This is a genomic window from Nocardioides oceani, assembly GCF_030412965.1.
Taxonomy (GTDB): domain Bacteria; phylum Actinomycetota; class Actinomycetes; order Propionibacteriales; family Nocardioidaceae; genus Nocardioides; species Nocardioides oceani.
The window spans coordinates 57,319-78,503 of record NZ_JAUHJQ010000004.1 but is presented as its reverse complement, the minus strand read 5'-3'; the positions used below and the strand labels follow the sequence as shown (position 1 = coordinate 78,503).

The 21,185-nt window shown below is 74.1% G+C and carries 19 protein-coding genes; 9 read left to right on the top strand and 10 right to left on the bottom strand.

Annotation, left to right across the window (positions count from 1 at the left end):
• Positions 1-128: 128 nt before the first annotated feature.
• The 3 genes from QWY28_RS11715 to QWY28_RS11705 are packed head-to-tail and all read right to left on the bottom strand — an operon-like array spanning position 129 to position 2,499.
• Positions 129-395, bottom strand: a complete 267-nt coding sequence (locus QWY28_RS11715; protein ID WP_300952738.1) for a hypothetical protein — start codon at positions 393-395, stop codon at positions 129-131.
• Complete coding sequence (locus QWY28_RS11710) at positions 392-673, bottom strand: hypothetical protein (protein ID WP_300952737.1); 282 nt, start codon at positions 671-673, stop codon at positions 392-394. Before QWY28_RS11710 ends, QWY28_RS11715 begins: the two co-directional genes overlap by 4 nt.
• 35 nt (positions 674-708) lie before the next feature.
• Positions 709-2,499 (bottom strand): acetyl/propionyl/methylcrotonyl-CoA carboxylase subunit alpha, encoded by a 1,791-nt coding sequence (locus QWY28_RS11705; RefSeq protein WP_300952736.1) that lies wholly within the window; start codon positions 2,497-2,499, stop codon positions 709-711.
• A gap of 280 nt (positions 2,500-2,779) precedes the next feature.
• On the opposite strand from QWY28_RS11705, the gene QWY28_RS11700 reads away from it, so the two are divergent.
• Together QWY28_RS11700 and QWY28_RS11695 are read left to right on the top strand one after the other, a co-directional pair.
• Positions 2,780-4,303, top strand: coding sequence for an RNA polymerase sigma factor (locus tag QWY28_RS11700; protein WP_300952735.1), 1,524 nt, complete (start codon positions 2,780-2,782; stop codon positions 4,301-4,303).
• A complete protein-coding gene (locus QWY28_RS11695; protein ID WP_300952734.1) occupies positions 4,300-4,944 on the top strand; it encodes a sugar transferase in 645 nt (214 codons plus the stop codon). The genes QWY28_RS11700 and QWY28_RS11695 overlap by 4 nt, the downstream gene beginning before the upstream one ends.
• Here the strand turns inward: QWY28_RS11695 and QWY28_RS11690 are convergent.
• Together QWY28_RS11690 and QWY28_RS11685 are read right to left on the bottom strand one after the other, a co-directional pair.
• Entirely contained in the window at positions 4,922-6,310 is a 1,389-nt protein-coding gene (locus tag QWY28_RS11690; protein WP_300952733.1) for a hypothetical protein, read from the bottom strand. The two genes, QWY28_RS11695 and QWY28_RS11690, sit on opposite strands and share 23 nt — an antisense overlap.
• The gene (locus QWY28_RS11685; protein WP_300952731.1) at positions 6,307-7,446 is read right to left on the bottom strand and encodes a CDP-glycerol glycerophosphotransferase family protein; all 1,140 of its coding nucleotides are present in this window, start codon (positions 7,444-7,446) and stop codon (positions 6,307-6,309) included. The genes QWY28_RS11690 and QWY28_RS11685 overlap by 4 nt, the downstream gene beginning before the upstream one ends.
• A gap of 52 nt (positions 7,447-7,498) precedes the next feature.
• On the opposite strand from QWY28_RS11685, the gene QWY28_RS11680 reads away from it, so the two are divergent.
• Together QWY28_RS11680 and QWY28_RS11675 are read left to right on the top strand one after the other, a co-directional pair.
• Complete coding sequence (locus tag QWY28_RS11680; protein ID WP_300952730.1) at positions 7,499-8,782, top strand: hypothetical protein; 1,284 nt, start codon at positions 7,499-7,501, stop codon at positions 8,780-8,782.
• Positions 8,779-9,864, top strand: a complete 1,086-nt coding sequence (locus tag QWY28_RS11675; protein WP_300952729.1) for a glycosyltransferase — start codon at positions 8,779-8,781, stop codon at positions 9,862-9,864. The genes QWY28_RS11680 and QWY28_RS11675 overlap by 4 nt, the downstream gene beginning before the upstream one ends.
• A 7-nt stretch (positions 9,865-9,871) precedes the next feature.
• On the opposite strand, the gene QWY28_RS11670 is transcribed toward QWY28_RS11675, so the two are convergent.
• Both QWY28_RS11670 and QWY28_RS11665 read right to left on the bottom strand, forming a co-directional pair.
• The gene (locus QWY28_RS11670; protein WP_300952728.1) at positions 9,872-10,903 is read right to left on the bottom strand and encodes a glycosyltransferase family 4 protein; all 1,032 of its coding nucleotides are present in this window, start codon (positions 10,901-10,903) and stop codon (positions 9,872-9,874) included.
• Complete coding sequence (locus QWY28_RS11665) at positions 10,903-12,267, bottom strand: tyrosine-protein kinase domain-containing protein (protein ID WP_300952727.1); 1,365 nt, start codon at positions 12,265-12,267, stop codon at positions 10,903-10,905. Before QWY28_RS11665 ends, QWY28_RS11670 begins: the two co-directional genes overlap by 1 nt.
• A gap of 91 nt (positions 12,268-12,358) precedes the next feature.
• On the opposite strand from QWY28_RS11665, the gene QWY28_RS11660 reads away from it, so the two are divergent.
• The 3 genes from QWY28_RS11660 (at position 12,359) to QWY28_RS11650 (ending at position 15,510) form a co-directional block, all read left to right on the top strand.
• On the top strand, positions 12,359-13,531 hold the full coding sequence (locus QWY28_RS11660) for an acyl-CoA dehydrogenase family protein (RefSeq protein WP_300952726.1): 1,173 nt from the start codon (positions 12,359-12,361) through the stop codon (positions 13,529-13,531).
• Positions 13,532-13,576: 45 nt separating this feature from the next.
• On the top strand, positions 13,577-14,806 hold the full coding sequence (locus QWY28_RS11655) for a glucose-1-phosphate adenylyltransferase family protein (RefSeq protein ID WP_300952725.1): 1,230 nt from the start codon (positions 13,577-13,579) through the stop codon (positions 14,804-14,806).
• 92 nt (positions 14,807-14,898) lie between these two features.
• Positions 14,899-15,510, top strand: coding sequence for a GtrA family protein (locus QWY28_RS11650; protein ID WP_300952724.1), 612 nt, complete (start codon positions 14,899-14,901; stop codon positions 15,508-15,510).
• On the opposite strand, the gene QWY28_RS11645 is transcribed toward QWY28_RS11650, so the two are convergent.
• Entirely contained in the window at positions 15,440-16,039 is a 600-nt protein-coding gene (locus QWY28_RS11645; protein ID WP_300952723.1) for a Maf family protein, read from the bottom strand. The genes QWY28_RS11650 and QWY28_RS11645 overlap by 71 nt on opposite strands.
• Before the next feature lie 41 nt (positions 16,040-16,080).
• Between QWY28_RS11645 and QWY28_RS11640 the strand changes: the two genes are divergently transcribed.
• Positions 16,081-17,085, top strand: coding sequence for a glycoside hydrolase family 6 protein (locus QWY28_RS11640; protein ID WP_300952722.1), 1,005 nt, complete (start codon positions 16,081-16,083; stop codon positions 17,083-17,085).
• A gap of 129 nt (positions 17,086-17,214) precedes the next feature.
• Positions 17,215-18,477 (top strand): winged helix-turn-helix transcriptional regulator, encoded by a 1,263-nt coding sequence (locus QWY28_RS11635; RefSeq protein ID WP_300952721.1) that lies wholly within the window; start codon positions 17,215-17,217, stop codon positions 18,475-18,477.
• Between the two features lie 218 nt (positions 18,478-18,695).
• Here the strand turns inward: QWY28_RS11635 and QWY28_RS11630 are convergent, their stop codons facing one another.
• Positions 18,696-19,517: a hypothetical protein gene (locus tag QWY28_RS11630; protein ID WP_300952720.1), complete on the bottom strand. Its 822-nt coding sequence runs from the start codon at positions 19,515-19,517 to the stop codon at positions 18,696-18,698.
• Positions 19,514-21,007 (bottom strand): glycosyltransferase family 2 protein, encoded by a 1,494-nt coding sequence (locus QWY28_RS11625; protein ID WP_300952719.1) that lies wholly within the window; start codon positions 21,005-21,007, stop codon positions 19,514-19,516. The genes QWY28_RS11630 and QWY28_RS11625 overlap by 4 nt, the downstream gene beginning before the upstream one ends.
• Between the last annotated feature and the right edge of the window lie 178 nt (positions 21,008-21,185).

The window sequence follows — 21,185 nt, the reverse complement described above, 5'->3', positions numbered from 1 at the left end:
GCGCGTCGACGATCGTTCAATTGAACGATTGCGACCGGGTGGAAGCGCTTCCGCGCGTCACAACCGCGCAATTGAACGATTGCGACCGCCCGCTACCGGCCCGCCCGCTACCGGCCCGCCCGGGAGACCTACGCGCCGGCGCGGACCCAGGCGCCGAAGCGTCGCTTGCCGGGGGCGTGGTCGACGGGAGTCCCGGGGTAGTCGTTGGCCGTGACGAGGTTGACCCGCACCCGCTCGGGCGAGCCGAGGCACCCGCGCGGGACGACGAGGCGCATCCGCTCGGCGTCCCAGTCGACGTCGTTGTCGTCACGGCACACGACGCCGCCCTCGACGCCCTTCCAGCCGTCGGCGCGCAGCACCCGCCACTCCTCGACCTCGGTGCCGGTGCTGATCACCCACTCGGGGCCGGGGTGTCGGCGGAGGTGTCGATGTTGAACCGGTAGACGTCGGCCAGCCCGCTGTCCTCGGCGTGCGTCACGGCGAGGCGCAGCGCCTTCGGAGCGTGCTTGACGCGCACCTTCGTCACGTCGCCGCCGGGGAAGGACGTCCGGCCGTCACCGGCGGGGTCCGTGACGACGCCGACGGCGGCGCCCGCGGGCGCCGCCGTCGTCAGCGCCAGCGCTCCGCCGAGGAGCGCTGCCGCGATGGTCCGTGCTGCACGAGTCGTGTCCATGACCTGTCTACGCACAGCGGGCGGAGGAGGTTGCCTCAGTCCTTGATCTCGCAGATGACCGCGCCGTTGGTGACGGTCGCGCCGACCTCGGCCTGCAGGCCGGTGACGGTGCCGGCCTTGTGGGCCTTGAGCGGCTGCTCCATCTTCATCGCCTCGATGACGACCACGGTGTCGCCCTCGGCGACCTCCTGGCCCTCCTCCACGACGACCTTGACGACGGTGCCCTGCATGGGGCTGGTGACCGAGTCGCCGCTGGCCGCGGCACCCGAGCCGCCGCCCTTCTTGCGCTTGGGCTTCTTCGCAGCCGCGGCGCCGCCGCCGGCGGAGATGCCGCCGAGACCGGCCGGGAGGACGACCTCGAGGCGCTTGCCGCCGACCTCGACGACGACGCTCTGCCGCTCCTCGGCCTCGTCGGCCTCGGCCACGTCACCGGCGTACGGCTCGATCTGGTTGTCGAACTCGGTCTCGATCCACTGCGTGTAGACGTCGAAGGAGCCCTCGCCCGAGGGGGTCGAGGCGCCGACGTACGCCGGGTCGGAGACGACCGCGCGGTGGAACGGGATGACCGTCGGCATGCCGTCGACGACGAACTCGTCCAGCGCGCGGCGCGAGCGCTCCAGCGCCTGGGTGCGGTCGCGGCCGGTGACGATCAGCTTGGCGATGAGGGAGTCGAACGAGCCGGGGATCGTCTCGCCGTTCTCGTAGCCGCCGTCGAGGCGCACGCCCGGGCCGCTCGGCGGGCTCCACGCCGACAGGGTGCCCGGCGCCGGCATGAAGTTGCGGCCGCCGTCCTCGGCGTTGATGCGGAACTCGATGGAGTGGCCGCGGATCTCCGGGTCGCCGTACCCGAGCTCCTCGCCGGCCGCGATGCGGAACATCTCGCGGACCAGGTCGATGCCGGTGACCTCCTCGGAGACGCAGTGCTCGACCTGGAGGCGGGTGTTGACCTCGAGGAAGGAGATCGTGCCGTCCTGGGCGACCAGGAACTCGCACGTGCCGGCGCCGTAGTAGCCGGCCTCCTGGAGGATCCGCTTGGAGGACTCGTAGAGCTCGCTCAGCTGCTCCTCGGAGAGGAACGGGGCCGGGGCCTCCTCGACGAGCTTCTGGTTGCGGCGCTGCAGCGAGCAGTCGCGGGTGGAGACGACGACGACGTTGCCGTGCTGGTCGGCCAGGCACTGGGTCTCGACGTGGCGCGGCTTGTCGAGGAACTTCTCGACGAGGCACTCGCCGCGGCCGAAGGCGGTGACGGCCTCGCGGACCGCCGACTCGTAGGCGTCGGGGATCTCCTCGATCGTGCGGGCGACCTTGAGGCCGCGGCCGCCGCCGCCGAAGACCGCCTTGATGGCGACGGGGAGGCCGTGCTCCTTCGCGAAAGCCACGACCTCGTCGGCGTCGGCGACCGGGTCCTTGGTGCCCGGCGCGAGCGGGGCGTTCGCCTTGTCGGCGATGTGCTTGGCCTTGGCCTTGTCGCCGAGCGCCTCGATCGCGGCCGGCGGGGGACCGATCCAGGTCAGCCCGGCGTCGATGACGGCCTGGGCGAAGTCGGCGTTCTCGGCGAGGAAGCCGTAGCCGGGGTGGACCGAGTCCGCGCCGGACTTCTCGGCGACGGCGATGATCTTGGCGATGTCGAGGTAGGAGTCGGCCGGGGTCGCGCCGCCGAGGGAGTGGGCCTCGTCGGCCAGCCGGACGTGCATGGCGTCACGGTCGGGCTCGGCGTACACCGCGACGCTGCCGATGCCCGCGTCCTTGCAGGCGCGGATGACCCGCACCGCGATCTCGCCGCGGTTGGCGATGAGGACCTTCGTGAGGGGCTTGGTCTCCGGCACCGTAGGCACTCCTGGGCTCTCGAGGGTGGCTCGTTCGTGGACGGGTCGGACGACCCGGCGGGCAGGTTATCGCCCCCGGTCCAGCGGGTCCGGGGTGGTCTCAGCCGCGAGACGCGCCGCCCGGCGCCGCCCGCGGTCCAGACCAGCGCGCGCGGTGTGACCGACTCCGCAGTAACCCACCGGCCGGGGCGTCGTTGACACCCCATCCGGGACGCGCGCCGTCGCGCTCCCGTCGAGCACGCGCACGACACAGGTGACACGGGTGAACAAGGGGGCACAGGTGACCGAGGTCGAGATCCGTCCGGTGCAGGACCGGATCCGCGGGGCGGGCCGGGGGTTCGCGCACGAGTCCGTGCACGACGCCAGCGACGTGGCCCTGACCCACCGGGCACGCGCCGGCGAGGCGTACGCCGCCGAGGAGCTGCTCGGTCGGCACGGCCCGGCGGTGCGCGAGCTCGCCGACGACCTCGGCCCGGAGGTCTACGACCGGTCGTACGACGCCGTGCGCGAGCGCCTCTCGCGCGGAGAGCACCTGGGCCTGCCCGTGCGCACCGCCTGGCTGGCGGAGGTCGCGGGCACGACCCTCGCCCTCGGGGTCGCCGACCACCGCGACGCGATCTGGTCGGCCTACCGCGACCTCGCCGACGCCTGGCAGATCGTGCTGTGGCACCACGCCGTCGAGGGGGAGACGGCCGACGAGATCGGCGCCCACCTCGGCCTGGGCGAGCCCGAGGTCGCGCGGGCCGTCGCCTCCGCGCGGATCGCGCTGCGCCAGGCCACCGCCGCCCGCCACACCGCCGGCACGGGAGTGGCCTGCCAGGAGCTGCTCCTGGCCCTGCAGCACGGCTCGCCGGTCCGGCTGGACCGCTCCAGCCGCCGCGGCCTGCGCGAGCACGGCCGGCACTGCGACGACTGCATGGCGCTGGTCCGCGACGTGTTCCTCCTCGAGCTGTCGCTGCGCGAGACCCTCGCGGAGGCCGTCCTCGGCGAGCACGCCGCGGCGTACCTCCGCACGCGGCCCGAGCCCCGCCGGCTCCCGGTGCAGCGCAGCCGCGGCGCCGCCGGCCAGGCCGCCGCGCGCCGGCTCCGCCCGGTCGTCGCGACCGCCGGCGCCGGCATCATCGGCGCCGCCGCGGCCGGCGTGATGCTCGTCGGGCCGTACGCCGTCCCCTCCCGCGACGGCGACCGGGTCGCGGTGGGCAACGCCGCGCTCCCCGGGTCGGTGCTGATGCCGGTGCGGGTCTCCGACGCCGCGACCGCCGGCACCACCGGCGGGTCGGGCGAGGCGGCCGCTGCCGCGCGGGCCGCGCGGCTCGACGCGCTCTTCCCCGTCGCGCCGGGCGGGACCGCCGCGGGCCCGTCCACCGGTTCCGGCGCACCGGGCCAGCAGCCCGGCGGGGGTGCGCCTCCGAGCGGTGGGCCGTCGACCCCGGGAGAGCCGTCCACCCCGACCGGACCCAACACCCCCACGACGCCCACCACCCCGGCGACGCCGTCGGTCCCCTCGACGCCGTCGACACCCGGCCCGGCACCCACCCCCATCGTCGACGCGGGCGCCTCGCAGAACCCCGACGGCTCGGTCACCGTCGGCGTGCAGACCCCGGTCACCGGACCCGTCGAGGTCACCACGCCGCCGCTGCCCGGTGGCAGCTCCGGCCCCGTCGGTGAGGTCGTCGGCGACGTCGTCGAGACCGTCGACCAGGTCGTCGGCGGAGCCACCGGTGCAGTCGGTGGCGTCCTCGGCGGCGTGCTGGGCGGCCCGAAGAACGGCACGCCGGTCACCGGCGGCGGGCTGCTCCCGTGACCATCGGCGCGGTGCCCCCGGGCCCGCTGGGCCGGGAGGTCGCCGAGCACGCGACGTACGCCCTGCAGCGCGTGCTCGCGCTGCTGCTCCTCGTCCTCGGCGCGCCGGTGCTGCTCGCCGTCGCGCTGCTGGTGGGGCTGACGAGCAGGGGACCGGTCGTCTACCGCCAGACCCGCGTCGGCCGCTTCGGCCGACACTTCACGATCCTCAAGTTCCGCACCATGCGCGCCGGCGCCGACCACGAGCTCCTGGCGCTCCTGGCGCTCCAGGGCCGCACGGTCACGCCGTTCGTCAAGCTCGACCACGACCCGCGGGTGACCGCCGTCGGCCGGTGGCTGCGGCGGCTCTCGATCGACGAGCTCCCGCAGCTGTGGAACGTCGTGCGCGGTGACATGGCGCTGGTCGGGCCCCGCCCGCAGACGCCGCAGGAGGTCGCGACGTACGACGACACCACCTGGCGCCGGCTCCTGGCCCGACCCGGCGTCACGGGCCTGTGGCAGGTCAGCGGTCGCAGCGACCTGAGCCCGACGGAGGGCCTGGCGCTCGACGACGAGTACGTCCGCTCCTGGTCGCCGCTGCTCGACGCGCGGGTCCTGCTGCGGACCGCCGCCGTGCTCGTCACCCAGCGCGGGGCGCGCTGACCCCGACCGGTTCCGGCGCCTCCGCGGCACCGGCCTCCCCGTCGCCGTCCCGCGCATCGTCACGGGCATCGTCACGGGCATCGTCCCGGGCGCGGGCGACCGCGTGGGCGCACAGCCCGAGCGACAGCATCATCAGCGGGTCCGACAGCGTGGACCCCGCGACGCTCTTGGTGACCGTCACGGCGACGAGCGCCCACACGACCGGGCGCCAGGGGCCCAGCCGGGCGGTGCGGACGACGAGGGTGAGGACCAGGGCGGCGTAGAGCAGCGTGCCGACCAGGCCGGTGCAGGAGAGCAGCATCGGCCACAGGCTGGAGGGGCGGTTGCTGCCCAGTCCGAGGCCGAGCCCGCCGCTGTCGAGGAACAGCCCGAGGGAGAAGACGTCGGCGCCGGTCCGGTTGGAGTAGCTGGAGGAGACGACCTTCTCGCCGACCAGGTCGCCGGCGTACGCCAGGAGTCGGCCGGAGGCGGCCAGCGCGACCGCGGCGGCGACGCAGGTGGCGAAGGCGACTGGCATGACCGCGATGCCGTGCCGCACCGCGCGGACCAGGGCGACGACGAGGGCCAGCGCGAGGACGGTGCCCCCCGCGACGAGCGCGGTGCCCGAGCGGGCCCAGAAGAGGTTCGTGCCGGCCGCGGCGGCCAGGGCGAGGTAGCCGATCCGGGTCCAGCCGCGGGTGCGCGGCACCATCGCGAGGGCGTAGGCGAGCGTGCCGAGGGAGTAGAGCGCGAGGGTCGACGGCTCGGGGAACACCCCGCGCAGGCGGTAGCCGCCGCCCGCGGCGCCGTCGATGTAGTCGATGCCGATCGAGTTGTCGAAGAACGTCGTCGGGAACGGCAGCGGCCCCTGCTCCGAGCCCAGCCGCCAGAGGCTGAGCAGCATCGCGACGCCCAGGCCGGGGGCGAGCAGGTGCGGGGAGAGCCGGCGGTAGCCGGCGAACAGGCAGATGAGCAGCGCCGAGAGGCCGAGGTAGACGACCTGGGCGAGGTTGGAGACGCCGAACTCCAGCGGGGTCGGGTCGGCGACCTGCTCGTCGATGCCGCCGTCGGGCAGCAGCACGTCGGTGCCGTCGAAGAAGACCGGCCCCGCCACCGTGATGAAGGTGCACCAGGCGACGAAGACGACCAGCAGGCCGGCGCCCGGCCACGAGAACGGCTCCTGCTTGCCGCGGAACCACGTCCACAGCGCGAGCGGCGTCGCGGCGAGGAGCACGACCTGGAAGGCCGCCACCGACTGGCCGCCCACGACGACGACCGCGGAGGCGGGGGCCCCGAGGCAGAGCGCGAGCAGCCACGGGATCCTCGTCCGCCAGCGGGCCAGCGCGAGGAGCAGCGCGACCACGACGAGCACGCCGTACGGCGTCACCGGCCGACCTCCGAGCGCACCCGGTCCCAGACCGCCGCCACGGGGTCGGCCGTCGCCGTGTGCAGCACGGCCCGGCGATGCTCGCGGACCTCGGCACCGGTCCGCGGGTCGGCCAGGGCGGCGTCGAGCCGGTCGAGCAGCGCCGCCGCGGTCGTCACCACCGGCCCGGGGAACCACGCCTCGTGCGGCTCGACCGCGAGCCCCCGGCCGGAGCGGAACGCGGCCAGGTCGGGGCAGAACGCGACCATCGGGCGGTCGAGCAGCAGGAAGTCGACCCACACCGAGGAGTAGTCGGTGACGAAGCAGTCCGCCCGGCCGAGCAGCTCGTAGAAGGTGAGCCCGAGGTCGGCGAGGTCGGCGTTGGTCGCCCGCCGCACGCGGGGGCCGGTCGGCGGCAGCGCCTGGTCGGCGGCGGGGTGCGGGCGGAACCACAGCGTCGCGTCGTGCCGGGTCAGGAGGGCGTCCAGGCGCGGGTCGTCCAGCGGCAGCTCCGAGCGCAGCGCCTCGGGGTCGCCGTCGGTGCGGATCGCGCCGGTCACCGAGGTGCGGTACGTCGGCACCCACACGACGTGGCGACCCGGCGGCAGGGGAGCAGCCGCCCGGTCCGGGCCGGGCGCGAGCAGCCGCTGCCGGGGCGAGCCGACGACGTGGATCAGTGCCGGGTCGAGCACGAACTCCGCGGAGCGCAGCGACCGCGAGAGCGGGCTGGAGACGGGCACCCAGTCGAAGTGCCGCGGCCCCTCGCCGGCGAAGGCGCCGATCGCCTTCCCGAGCTCGCCGTGCCACAGCCCGACGGTCGACTTGCGGCCCGGACGCGGCAGGCAGCCGTGCAGCCCGTGGGTCGAGACGGCGACCGTCGAGCGCAGGTAGGCCCACCACCCGCGGGCGGACTGGTGCGGGACCGCCCGCGGCCGCGGGAGACCGAGGGCGTCGGCACGGCGCGCGACCGCCCGCGGGTCCCGGCACAGCACGGTCACCGGCACGTCGGCGGGCGCCTCGCGGAGCAGGGCGACCACACTGTCGTCCAGGTCGGGGGAGGAGTGCACCACCGCCGTGGCGGCCGCCGGCACCACGCGGTCCAGCGCGCGGACGACCCGGCCCTTGGCACGGACCAGGCGGGCGCGGATCGGCGGCATCGGACCTCACGACAGGGGCGTGACGAGGGACGGGGAAGGACGTTAGGGAGGCGTGACTGACGAGGTGACGGCCAAGCAGCCGGACGGTGGGGCGGGCCGCGGCACGCTACCACCCGGCGAGCCCCCCGGGGAGGGTTCCGAGGGAGCCCCGGCCCGGTCCGGCGCGCGCCGCTCCGGCGGCGTGGTGCTCATGCAGGCGGTCAGCTCGCTCTCGACGGTCGTGCAGCTCGGCCTGTTCGCGATCCTGCTGCCCCGCGCGTTCTTCGACGACTACTCGGTCTGGATCACCAGCACCATGTTCGTGGTCGGCCTGGGCCAGGCGATCGGCTCCGAGCGGGTCGTCATCGGGGTCCGCAGCCGCGCCGAGGGGCGCTCCTCCTCCTGGGCGCTCGGCGCCGCCATCGCCGCCGTGCAGGCCGTGGTCGGTGCCTGGCTGGGCAGCTGGGAGCTCGCGCTGTGCGCGGTCGCGGTCCTGGCCTGGGCGGTGTGGGACTACCTGCGGATCGTCGAGGGCTTCGACCGGGCCTCGTGGTTCCTCAAGCGCGACGTCGGCGTGCTGGTCGGCCAGGTGGCGGCCACGGTCGGGGCCTGGGCGCTCGACGTCCCCGGTCACCTGCTGGTGCTCGCCTGGTGGGGTGTGGGCCTCCTGGCCTGGACCGCGTTCGTGGCGCAGGACCGGCGGCCCGGCACCGGGCGGCCGCTGGCCGGGCTGGCGGTCGTGTGGGCCGACCGGCGCGAGTCGGCGCCGTTGCTGCTCGACGCGGCGCTCGCGGGCGTGCCGCTGGTCCTCGCGCTGGCGCTCGCGCGCAGCCAGGGCGGCGTCGGCGACGCCTCCGCGGCCCGGATGGCGCTGACCATCCTGGGCCCCGTGACGGTCCTCGGGATCGCCGGGCGGCGCATCGTCTACTCCGCCCGCTCCACCGGTGCGCTCAGCCCGCGGGCGCGGCTGCTCTTCACCGTCGCGATCGGGGCCGTCTTCGCGGTCTGCTTCGCGATCCTCGCGCTCACCCGCACCCCGCTCTACCCGCTGCTCCTGCCGGGCTTCGGCGGGCTGACCTGGCTCGCGGTGGCGGGGTTCGCCACGAACCACTCGGCGGTGATGGCGGCGATGCTGCCGGCGGCCGACCTCCGCGCCGACCGCCGCTCGCTCGAGATCGGCGCCGCCCGGCTCACCGCGACCCTCACGGCGCTGGCGTTCGTCTGGGTCTTCGCGCCCTTCGACACCGTCGCGAACGTCGCCTGGTGCGTGGCAGTCGCCTCCATCGCGTACGCCGTCGTGCTCACGGTCCTCGCACCGCTGCGCCGCCCGCGCCCGACGCCGGTGGTCGCCGCGTGAGCGGCCGCCGGACGGTCATCACCGCCGAGTGGCTCTCGCCGGTCGGCGGGTCGGAGCGGGTCGTGGAGCACCTGGCCGAGGCGTTCCCCGAGGCGCGCGTGTTCTCCCCGGTGGTCTTCGCGGCCGGCGCGCCGGGCATCGACGCGACTCGGGTCTCGGCGGCGTTCCGTCGGCCCGAGCGGCTGATGCAGCACCGCCAGGTCGCTGCGGCCATGAACGTCGCGGCGTGGCCGGTCTTCGCCCGCACGCTCGACCGCAGCGCCGACCTGGTCGTGGCCAGCCACCACCTCGCCAGCCACTGGACCGCCGTGTGGTCCGACGTCCCGCACGTCTCCTACGTGCACACCCCGGCCCGCTACGCCTGGTTCCCCGAGGTCGACGACCGCGCCTCCCGTGGCCCGGCCCGCGCCGTCGCCGCCCACGTACGACGCATGGACCGGCGCGCCGCGCGGCGGGTGGCGTCGTACGCCGCCAACTCGGCCGCCACCCGGGACCGGATCCGCGAGGTGTGGGACCGCGAGGCGACCGTCATCCACCCGCCCGTCGACCTGGCTCGCTTCGCCGGCCTCGAGGCCCGTGGCGGCGAGCCGTTCCTGCTGGGCCTCAGCCGGTTCATCCCCTACAAGCGGCTCGACTTCGTCATCGACGTCGCCGACGCCGCCGGCCTTCCGCTGGTGCTCGTCGGCGGTGGCCCGCTCGAGGCCGAGCTGCGCGCCCGGGCCGAGCGGGCGCGTGTGCCGGTGACCTTCCGCACCGGGCTGTCGGACGCCGAGGTGGCCCAGCTGCTGGCCGACGCGACCGCGCTGGTCTACCCCGCGCTCGAGGACTTCGGGCTGGTCCCGGTCGAGGCGATGGCGGCCGGCACGCCGGTGCTCGCCCTCGACGCCGCCGGCACGGCCGAGACCGTCGTCCACGGGGTGACCGGGGCGCTCCTGCCCGACACCTCCGACCCGGCGGCTTGGGCCGAGTGCGTCCGCACGGTCACGGGCCTGTCGGCGGCGGACTGCCGCGCCCAGGCCGACCGGTTCTCGCCGGCGTCCTTCCGCGCGGCCGTCCACGCCTGGGTCGACGAGGTCGTCTGAGCCCGGCTCAGGCCAGGGAGCCCGCCACGTCGAGGACGGTCGCGGCGCTGGTCTCCCAGTCGTAGGTGCGGGGGAGCGGGCCGGGGCGCACGCGACCCTCCACGGCGGCCAGCAGCCCCCGGGCGATGTCGGCCTCGTCCAGCGGGTCGACGTACGTCGCCGCGTCGCCGGCCACCCACCGGAAGACCGGGATGTCGGAGGCGAGCAGGACGGCCCCGCTGCGCACCGCCTCGACCAGCGGCAGGCCGAAGCCCTCGTCGAGGCTGGGGGCCACGACCGCGGTCGCCCGGCGGTAGGCCGCGGCGAGCTGGGCGTCGGTCACGAACCCCGCGAGCACGACCCGGTCGTCGCGGGGCAGGTCGAGCTCGGCGTAGATGGACGCGGACGCACCCACCAGCACCAGCGGGTGCCGGCGGCGTACGTCGTCGTCGAGGCGCTGGTGGGCCCGCACGAGCCGGGGCAGGTTCTTGCGCGGCTCGAGCGTGCCGACCGCGAGCAGGAAGCCGTCGGCCCCCGCCGGCACGAACGGCAGCTCCGTCGCCGACGTCGGCGCGTCCCCGGCGAAGGCGGCGCCGGCCGCGTTGGGCGCGACCACGACCGGGGTGCGCTCCGGGGCCAGCCCGAGCGCGCGGACCTGGTCGCGCACCGGCGCGCTGACCGTCACCACCGCGGCGGCGGTGCGGAGCAGCCGGCGCAGCAGGGGGGCGTGGAACGCGGCGTACCTCCGGGAGTACCACTCGGGGTGGGTGACCGGGAAGAGGTCGTGGACGGTGACGACGTGGCGGCGGTGGGCGACGGGTGCCCGCGAGGTGAGCGAGACCAGCACGCTGCCCCGGGTCCGCGCCGGGAGCGGTCCCTGGGACCAGGCCCAGGTGCGGGCGGCGCTGCCGGACCACGCCGGCGGGGGTCGCAGCAGGCTCAGGCCGCCCGCCTCCAGGCGGGAGCCGATCTCGCGGGCGTAGCGCTGCTGGCCGGTCACCGGCTGGGGCCAGAAGGACCCGTTGACGACGACCGGGGCGCCCGGCCCGGACCGGCTCATCACTTCTTCCGGTTGCGCCGTCCGCCGCCGGGCCGCGACTCGTACTGGTACTGGTAGTAGGACCCCGAGGACAGGGCCACCTGGTTGAGCACGACGCCGACCACGTGCGCGTCGACGTTGCGCAGGCCCTCGATCGCCTTGCGCAGGTCGGGGCGGGAGGTCTTGCGCGCGCGGGCCACGACGATCACCGCGTCCGCGGCCACGGCCGCCACGGCGGCGTCGGTGACGGCGATCAGGGGCGGGGTGTCGACCACGACCACGTCGTACTCCCCGAGCAGCTCCTCGACGAAGGAGCGGAACGCCTGGGAGCCGAGCAGCTCGCTGGGGTTCGGCGGGACCGGGCCGCTGGTGATGACGTCCATCCCGGACGCGCGCTGGGTGACCTCGGCGCGGGTGGCCTTGCCGGCGACGACGGTCGTCACGCCGACGTCGGGGACCAGGCCGAGCATCCGCGCGACCGACGGGCGGCGCAGGTCGGCCTCGACCAGGCACACGGTCTGGCCGCCCTGCGCGAGCGAGGCGGCGAGGTTGGCGGCGGTGACGGTCTTGCCGTCGCCGGGCAGCGCGCTGGTGACCAGCAGCGTGCGCGGGGGGTGGTCAGGGTCGAGGTAGCTGAGGTTGGTGCGCAGCTTGCGGTACGACTCCGCCCAGACCGGGTCCGGCGTCCCCTGGTCGATGACCGGCGCGCGGTCGATGGAGGCGTTGACCGGGACGGTCCCGAGGACGGGGAGGCCGACCGCCTCCTGCACGTCGCCGTCGTCCTTGAGGGAGTTGTCGAGCGTGTCGCGCAGCGACGCTGCCGCCAGCCCGAGCCCGAGGCCGGCCAGCAGGCCGATCGCGAGGTTGAGCAGCGGGATCGGGGTGCGCGGGTCCTCCGGCGTCGTCGCCGGGCGCACCTGGCTGACCCGGACCGGCGACTCTGCGCTCGGGGAGGTCTTGTCGAGGTCCTCGATCGCCTTGCCCAGCTGCAGCGACACCGCGTTGGCGAGGTCGGCCGCGAGCTGGGGGGAGGGGTCGTCGACGGAGACCTCGAGCAGGACGGTGTTGGCCGGGGCCTCGGCCGAGACCTGGCCCGCCAGGTCCTCCGCGGTCGTGTCCAGCCCGAGCTCGGCGATGACCGGGTCGAGCACGAGCGGGCTCTCGGCGAGGTCGGGGTAGGACTTGACCCGGTTGGCCGCGAACAGCTGGCCCTGCGCCTGCTCGGCGGCGCTGTCGCCGGAGGCGAGCGCGACGAAGAGCTGCGACGTGGCCCGGTAGGACGGTGTGAGCTGGCTGGTGATCGCGGTGGCGACCGCGACACCCAGCAGCGCGGCCACGACCACGATGCGCCAACGTCGCGCGAGCACGGAGAGGAAGTCGACCACCGGGGGCCTTTCGGGAGCGAGTCGGTCGAAGCGGACCGGGCAGCACCCTACTGGTTAACAAGCATTAACCTGTGCGGTTAGCATGCGGCGCATGACGTTCGAGCTGTCCCGTGAGCACGAGGAGTTCCGTCGCAGCGTCCGCGAGTTCGCGGAGGCCGAGATCGCGCCGCACGCGGCGCGCTGGGACCGCGAGCACCACTTCCCCGTCGACGTGGTCCAGAAGATGGGGGCGCTGGGCCTGTTCGGGCTCACCTCGCCCGAGGAGTACGGCGGCGCCGGGGACGACGGGGACTTCACGAGCCTCTGCGTGGCGATCGAGGAGATCGGCCGGGTCGACCAGTCGATGGGGATCACCCTGCAGGCCGGCGTCGGCCTCGGCATCAACCCGATCCTCACCTACGGCACCGACGCGCAGAAGCAGCAGTGGCTCCCGGCGCTCGTGGCCGGCGAGCAGCTCGCCGGCTTCGGCCTCACCGAGCCGGGCGCGGGGTCGGACGCCGGGGCGACCCGCACGAGGGCCGAGCTGGTCGGGGACGAGTGGGTCGTCGACGGCGCCAAGCAGTTCATCACCAACTCCGGGTCCTCGATCACCTCGCTGGTGACCGTCACCGCCCGGACCGGCACGCGCGAGGACGGCCGGCCCGAGATCTCCGCGATCATGGTGCCGGCCGGCACGCCCGGCTTCACCGCCGAGAAGGCCTACGACAAGCTCGGCTGGCACGCCTCCGACACCCACCCGCTGTCCTTCGCGGACGCCCGGGTCCCGGCCGACCACCTCCTCGGCGAGCGCGGTCGCGGCTACGCTCAGTTCCTCGCCACCCTCGACGACGGCCGGGTCGCGATCTCCGCGCTCTCCGTCGGCTGCATCCAGGCGTGCCTGGACATGTCGGTCGCCTACGCCGGCGAGCGGCAGACGTTCGGCGGGCCGATCGGCCGCAAGCAGGGCGTGGCCTTCCAGGTCGCCGACCTCGAGGTGATGCTCCACGCGAGCCGGATGCTGACCTACCGCGCGGCCGCCATGAAGGACGCGGGTGCGCCGTACCGGGAGTTCAAGCAGGCCGCGGCCGTCGCCAAGCTCTACTCCACCGAGTCGGCCGTGACCGCGACCCGGATCGCCACGCAGGTCTTCGGCGGCTACGGCTTCATGGAGGAGTACCCGGTCGCGCGGTTCTACCGCGACGCGAAGGTGCTCGAGGTCGGCGAGGGGACCTCGGAGGTCCAGCGGATGCTCATCGCGCGGGGGCTCGGGCTGCCGGTCGAGTGAGCGGTCGAGTGAGCCCCGTCATGCCCGCCTGACACGATGGCGCGCATGGTGGCTCACCGCGTGCTCGCGATCGTCCAGGCCGGAGGCGCCGGCGGGCGCATGGACGTGCTGACGCGGGAGCGCGCCAAGCCGGCGCTGCCCTTCGCCGGCGTCTACCAGCTGCTGGACTTCCCGCTGTCCAACCTCACCCACTCCGGCTGCACCGACGTGTGGCTCTCGGTGCAGTTCCAGGGCGGCACGCTGGAGGAGCAGGTCGCCAACGGCCGGCCCTGGGACCTCGACCGCAACACCGGCGGCCTGCGGCTGCTCATGCCCCAGGAGGGCACCGGCAGCCTCGACGAGGATGGCTTCGCGCAGGGCAACGCCGACCTGCTCTTCCGGATCCGCGCCGAGATCCAGTCCTTCGACCCCGAGGTCGTGCTGGTGATGAGCGCCGACCACGTCTACCGCTTCGACTACCGCGACGCGATCGTCACCCACCACGAGCGCGGCGCGGAGTGCACGCTCGTCACCAGCGAGGTGCCGATCGAGGAGGCCTCGAACCACGCGACGGTCGAGCACGACGACGACGGGCTGGTCACCGGGTTCGCCTACAAGCCCGAGGAGCCCACGACCGGGACCGTCGCCACCGAGGTGTTCGTCTACGACCCCGAGGTGCTGGTGCGGGTCCTCGAGGAGCTGCACGGCGAGCTGTCCGACGACAGCGAGCCCGGGGACACCGGTCTCGGCGACTTCGGCGACCACCTGCTCCCGCGGCTCGTCGAGCGCGGCAAGGTCGTCGCGCACCCGATGCCCGGCTACTGGCGCGACCTCGGCCAGCCGCACCTGTACCTCACCGCGCACCGCGAGCTGCTCACCGACGACCACGACGTCCTCGGCGTGCCGGGCTGGACGATCCTCACCCGCCAGCCGCAGCGCCAGCCGGCCCGCGTGCTCGAGGGCGCCGCGGTGGTCGACAGCATGCTCAGCCCCGGCTGCCGGGTGGCCGGCGAGGTCGTCCGCAGCGTGCTCGGTCCGGGGGTCGTCGTCGAGGAGGGCGCCGTCGTCGTCGACAGCGTGGTCTTCTCCGACACCGTCGTACGCCGCGGGGCGGCCGTGCACCGCTCGATCGTCGACACCGGCTGCGAGGTCGGGGCCGGCGCGCGGCTCGGCGACCCGGACGCGGCGGCGTTCGACGACCCGGACGCGGTGACGATCGTCGGGCGGCACAGCGTCGTCGGCGACGGTGTCGAGCTGCCGGCCGGCAGCCGTCTCGAGCCGGGGACGACCGCCTGACGCCACCCCCTGCGGAGGGTGCTCCGAGCCGGCGCCGGGCGGCACGCGGCGCCGAGGCACGCCCCGGGGTGCTCGTTCGTTAGCCTGAGCCCATGTCGAACCGCCGCTTCCTCGGTGAGGCCGGCCGGTTCATCGCCGTCGGCGGTGTCGCCACGGTCGTCGCGCTCATCATCTTCAACGTGCTGGTGCACGGCTTCAACACCGGGGACCACGCGCTGCTGCCGGACCAGCCGGTCCTGGCCTACGTCATCGCGAACACGGTCGGCATGTTCGTCAGCTACCGCGGCAGCCGGACCTGGGCCTTCCGCGACCGGCCCCCGCGGCAGGCCGACGGCGGGCTGACCGCGTTCGTCGCGATCAACGCGGTCACCATGCTCATCCCCATCGCGTGCCTGACGATCAGCCGCGACGTGCTGGGCCTGGACGACCCGATCTCCGACAACGTCGCGGCGAACGTCATCGGGCTGGTGCTCGGCCTGGCGTCGCGGTTCTACCTGTTCCGCCGGTTCATTTTCCGCCGGCCGATCCACCTCACCGAGATGTACGACCCGGCCGAGCCGATGCTGCCGGCCGAGCCCGACCACCTCGGTGAGATGACCGACCCCGACGGCACGGCCCTGCCGGGCGGTCCGGTCAGCGAGCCCAGAGACCCGTCCACGAGTGGCCCAGGCCGTTCACCAGGGTCCGGAGCAGTGGAAGGCTGACGCCGACCACGTTGTGGTGGTCGCCCTCGATCCCGGTCACGAACGCGCCGCCCAGGCCGTCGACGGTGAAGGCGCCGGCCACGTGGAGCGGCTCGCCGGTCGCGACGTACGCCGCGACCTCCTCCTCGCCGACGTCGGCGAAGTGGACGGTCGTGGACCCCGTCGCGGCGACCACCCGGCCGCTGGCGGTGTCGCGCAGGGCGTGACCGGTCCGCAGGACGCCCGACCGGCCGCGCATCGCGCCCCAGCGGGCCACCGCCTCCGCGGCGTCGGCCGGCTTGCCGAGGGCCTCGCCGTCGAGCTCGAGCACCGAGTCGCAGCCGAGCACCAGGGCGCCGTCCGGCACCTCGGGCCGCCCGACGACCGCGTCGCACTTGAGCCGGGCCAGCTCCAGCGCGAGCTCGGCGGGCGGGACGCCGACCACCTGGGACTCGTCGACGCCGGAGACGACCACGACGGGGTCGAGGCCTGCGTTGCGCAGCGTGGCCAGGCGGGCGGGGGAGGCGGAGGCGAGGACGAACGTCGGCACCGCCCCAGCATCGCGCACCGGGTGGTCGGCACAATGACCGCGTGCCCTCCGATGCCCCGTCCCGCCTCCCGCGGGTCCTGCTCGTCGTGGCCGTCGCGCTCGTCGCGGCCCTGGTCGCCGGTGTCCTCGTGGCCCGTGCCCAGCACCTCGGACCCTGGGAGCTCGGCCCGCAGGAGCGCAACCGGTTCGCCGAGCAGCCGCAGTACGTCGACCCGAGCTCCCGCACCGCCCAGGCCGCCGAGCAGGCCGAGGCCGACGGCCGGAGCGAGGAGGCCGCGGTCTTCGCCGAGCTCGCGGCGGTCCCGCAGGGCATCTGGCTGACGCCGGAGGAGCGGCCGCTCGGCGAGGTCGGGGGGTACGTCGCCGGCATCGTGACCGCCGCAGACGAGGCCGGCCGGGTGCCGCTGCTCGTCGTCTACGGCATCCCGGACCGCGACTGCAGCGGCGGCTTCTCCAGCGGCGGCCTGGACGCCTCCACCTACGTCCCGTGGGTGGAGGAGATCGCCGCGGCCGCGACGACCTACGCGGCGGCGGTCGTGCTCGAGCCCGACGCGCTGGCCTCCGCGGTCGAGTGCGACCGCAGGGAGGAGCGCGTGGACCTGCTCTCGCAGGCGGTCGGCGTGCTCGCGGACGCCGGCGTGACGACGTACGTCGACGGCGGCCACTCCGGCTGGGTGCCCGCCAAGCAGGTGGCCGCGCTGCTGCGGGAGGTCGGCGTCGAGCGGGTGCGGGGGTTCGCGACGAACGTGTCGAACTACCAGACCGACCGGGACGAGGTCGTCTGGGCCGAGCGGCTCAGCGAGCTCGTCGGCGGCGCGCACTACGTCGTCGACAGCGGGCGCAACGGCGTCGGCTCGCTCGAGGAGTGGTGCAACCCGCCGGGCCAGGCGCTGGGGCAGGAGCCCGGGTACGTCGACGACGGCACCGGCCTCGACGCCTACCTGTGGATCAAGCCGCCCGGCGAGAGCGACGGCGAGTGCAACGGCGGGCCGCCGGCGGGCGAGTTCTGGCCGCAGCGGGCGATGGAGCTCAGCGCGGGGTCCTGAGCCGGCCCCACCCGTCTCCACCGGAACCCGCCCGCCCTCGAGCCCCCGTCGGGTCAAGTGTCCGGATTCCGGTGCCCGGGTGCACCGGATGGCGTTCGCACTGGCCGGCCCGTTGTTAGGGTTCACCTCATGCAGGGGGATGCGTGGACCGCGGTCATCATCGAGGACGACCCGGACGTCCGCGATCTCATCGACATCGTGCTCACGCAGTCGGGGTTCTCCACGGTCGTCGCCCCTGACGGTCCCTCCGGCGTCGAGGCGGTGCGGGCGCACAACCCGCTCATCACGACCCTCGACGTGAACATGCCCGGCATGGACGGCTTCGCCGTCGCCCGGCGCCTGCGGGAGTTCAGCAACACCTACCTGATCATGATCACCGCGCTGGCCGACGAGATCGACGTCGTCCAGGGCTTCGAGGCCGGCGCCGACGACTACCTCGTCAAGCCGTTCCGTCCGCGCGAGCTGCGCGCCCGGGCCGACTCGATGCTCCGCCGGCCGCGGTCGCGCTCGGAGCAGCCGGTCGGCTGGGCCGAGGAGGGCGAGGCGCCCGGCGCGTCCGGTCTCCCGCCCGTCGCGACCCCGCCCAAGGAGGAGTCGTGGGCCGCGGCCGCCGCGCGCGACCTCACCCAGGGCAGCGGTGGCCTCCGCGCCGTCCGCGTCGACGAGCCCGCCCAGCCCGCTCCGCCCCAGCAGCCCGAGCCGGTCGCGCCGCCGCCGCAGCCGACCTACCAGCCGCAGGTGCAGCCGCCCCCGCCGGCGCCGCAGCCGACCCAGCCCTACCAGCAGCCGTACCAGCAGCCGTACCAGCAGCCGTACCAGCCGGCGTACGAGCCGCAGCACCAGGCGCCCGCCGCCTACGAGCCGCCGCCGGTCCAGCAGCCGCCGGCCTACCAGCCTCCGCAGCAACCTCCGCAGCAGCCCGCGCAGCAGCCCTACGCCCCGCCGGCCGAGCCGGCGTACCAGCAGCAGCAGCCCGCCTACGTCCCTCCCGCCGCTCCGGCGACTCCGGCCGCTCCGGCCCACGCGGCGCCCGCCGCTGCTCCGGCGGGTCCCGCGGCCGACGGTGGGTGGGTGCGCTTCAACGGGCTCGCGCTCAACCACGAGAGCCGGGTGGTCACCGTCGGCGGGGGAGCGGTCGACCTGAACCGCACCGAGTTCGACCTGCTCGCCTCGCTGCTCACGACCGGCCGCCGCGTGCGCAGCAAGGCCGACCTGGTCCTGACGATGCGCGGTCAGCAGTACGTCACCTCGTACTTCGTCAACGAGGCCGACAAGCGCTCGGTCGAGGTCCACATCGCCAACCTGCGCCGCAAGCTCGGCGACGACGGTGCCGTCCCGCGCTTCATCGAGACCGTCCGCGGCGTCGGCTACCGCCTCGCCGAGACCGCCTGACCCCCACCGAGCCCCGTGGTCGAGCATGAGGCGCGCCAGCGCCGACGATGTCGAGACCCGGTGGGCTGAGCTCCGGCCCGAGACCGCCGAGCCAGGGCGAAGGGCCCGGACGTCATGCGGACGGAGCCACCCCTGGCGCCGGGCGCACGACGTCCCGGGCCGCGCCGGCCCGCCGAGCAGGTCGAGGCGGGTCGAGGCGGCGCAGAGTCGCGCCGAGGTCAGTTGGCGTTGATCGGGATCTTGGCGACCTGGGTCGGGGTGTCGGACTCGAAGATCGCGATCGGGACGGTCTGCTTCACCTTCTCGGCGATGAACCTGCCGGAGCCGGGGGAGCTCTCGAAGTGGACGTCGGCGATGAAGGTCAGCTCGATGCCGCGGGTGTCGTCGGAGACCGGCCCGATCTTCTGGTTGCGGATCTCGAAGGAGCCCTTCGGGGAGGTGATCAGCATGCCGTGGACCGGGTGCTTCACAGCCTCGGGGTCGAAGGTGATCCGCCAGGCCTCGGCGTCCAGCTTGTAGGGGTGCTGGGTCCGGCCGCCCTCGGTGGTGATGGTCCGCGAGGTGACCTTGATGTTGCCGAGGTAGGCCTTCCGCTTGGTGCGGAAGGGGTCGCGGAGCTTCTGGTTCAGGTCGTAGACCTGGAAGGTGAAGGAGAAGAACTTGTTGCCCTTCGGGTACCACTCGTTCGTCCGCGGCGTCGACTTGGTCGGCCACAGCGTGTAGACGAAGTCCATGCCGTCGATCTTGACGTGCGACTGGAAGGTGCCGTCCCGGGTGAACTGGGAGTTGTACGCCGCCTCCGTCGCCGCGGCGGTCGGCTTCTCCGCCTCGACGGCGTCCGGGCCGCCGATCTCGTCGAGCAGCGAGCAGCCGGACAGCGAGCCGGCCAGGACGAGCGCCAGCGACGCGGTGAGCGTGCGGAGCCGACGCGAGGGCCGACGCGAGGGCCGACGCGAGGGCCGACGCGAGGGCCGGGCGGCGGGCACGGACATGGTGGTGTTCTCCCGAGCAGTGGTGGTGCGGACGGCGCTGCTGGTCATGCCTTGAAGCCCCGGTAGCGCTTCGAGGCCTTGATGACCATCCAGACGGTCTGGAGGACGGTGATGACACCGAGGATCGGCCAGCCGATCTCCAGGAGGTCCGAGGTGACCTGGATCGGGACCTGCAGCCAGACGGCCCAGGCGGCGGCGAAGAAGACGCCGAGGGCGAGGAACGGGTAGGTCCAGGCGATGCCCTTGCCGCGCTCGGCCTTGGCCTGGGCGGCCCAGTTGTCGGTCTGCTGGCGGCTGAAGAACTTCAGCCATGCGCGCACGAAGTGGCCCATCCGGATGAACATGTAGAGCTCGGAGGGGAAGACCAGCAGCACGAACAGGTAGTCGCGCCTGTTGGCGAACTCCATCGAGTGGGCGACCCGGAAGTTCAGCCACACCGCGGCGAGCGGCGGGATCAGCCACCAGGCCTGGAAGACGAACGCCTCGATGGTGAGCGCCCCGATGAGGAGCACCAGGAACATGATGCGCGTGGTCATGTTGAGCACCATCGAGAGGTGCTCGAACCACCGCAGCCGGAGGTTGGGGTGGAACGGCTGGCCCTTGGTGTCGCCACGCTGGCCGGGCCACATCAGGTCGATGGCGCCGAAGTTCCACTTGACCTGCTGCGCGTCGAGCGAGCGCAGGGTGGTCATGCCGCCGACGTGCGCGCGGGCACGGGCGGAGATCTTGGTCAGGTAGCCGGCGGACTTGATCTGCAGGGAGAGCAGCGAGTCCTCGACCTCGGAGTCGCTCACCCACGGCGTGCGCTGGTGGCTGTCGCGCATGACGTCGCGCAGGGCCTGGGTGGAGAAGATGGAGAACTGCCCGCCGAGGACCGCCATGTTGCGGCCCTTGAGCAGGTTCTGCATGTTGAACGCGGAGAACTGCGCGCGCTGGCCGGCGATGAGGAACTTCGGGATCAGCCCGTCGAGCGCGGAGTCGTCGATCGAGTAGATCGCGGAGATGCCGCCGATCCGGTCGTCGCTGGTGATCTCGTCGACCAGGTGCTGGATCGCGTCCGGCTCCGGCGTGGTGTCGCCGTCGACGCCGAGCAGGTAGTCCATGTGCTCGACGAGCGAGTAGCCGTAGTTGAGCGCCCCGACCTTCTTGTCGGGGTTCTTGCCGATGTCGTGGACGTAGACGACCGTGGTCTGCTCGCCGGTCGGCGTCATCCGGGTGTGCGGGCCGGCGTAGTGGCTCGCGATCTCCACCGAGTCGTCGCTGGTGTTGTTGACGACGAGGTGGATGACATCGGGCAGTCGGGTCTGCTGGAGCAGCGAGTCCAGCACGCCGGCGATCGTCTCGGCCTCGTTGTACGCCGGGATGATGCAGCCGACGGTCGCACGCAGCGTGGGCAGGTCGTCGACGGCGTCGAGGAACTCCTCGGCGTACGCCTGCAGCGCGGGGTCGGGCATCCGCACGTACCGGGGGTCGTCGAACCCGGGAGCGGCGCTCGTGGTGAGCCCCGCCCCGTCGTGCCCCATCTCGTTGGCGTTCACGCGCTGTCCCATCACTGGTGCGGTGCCGCTCCTGCGGTCCACCGACCCGGTCGACTTGTCGTGACCGAGTCTGGGAGCCGGACCTCAAGGACGGGCGCCGCGAACCTCAACTTCCGCTCAAGGATTCTGGCGGAGGTACGCGGCGGGCGCAGCCGAATCGCCGGGTCCGCGTGCCGGC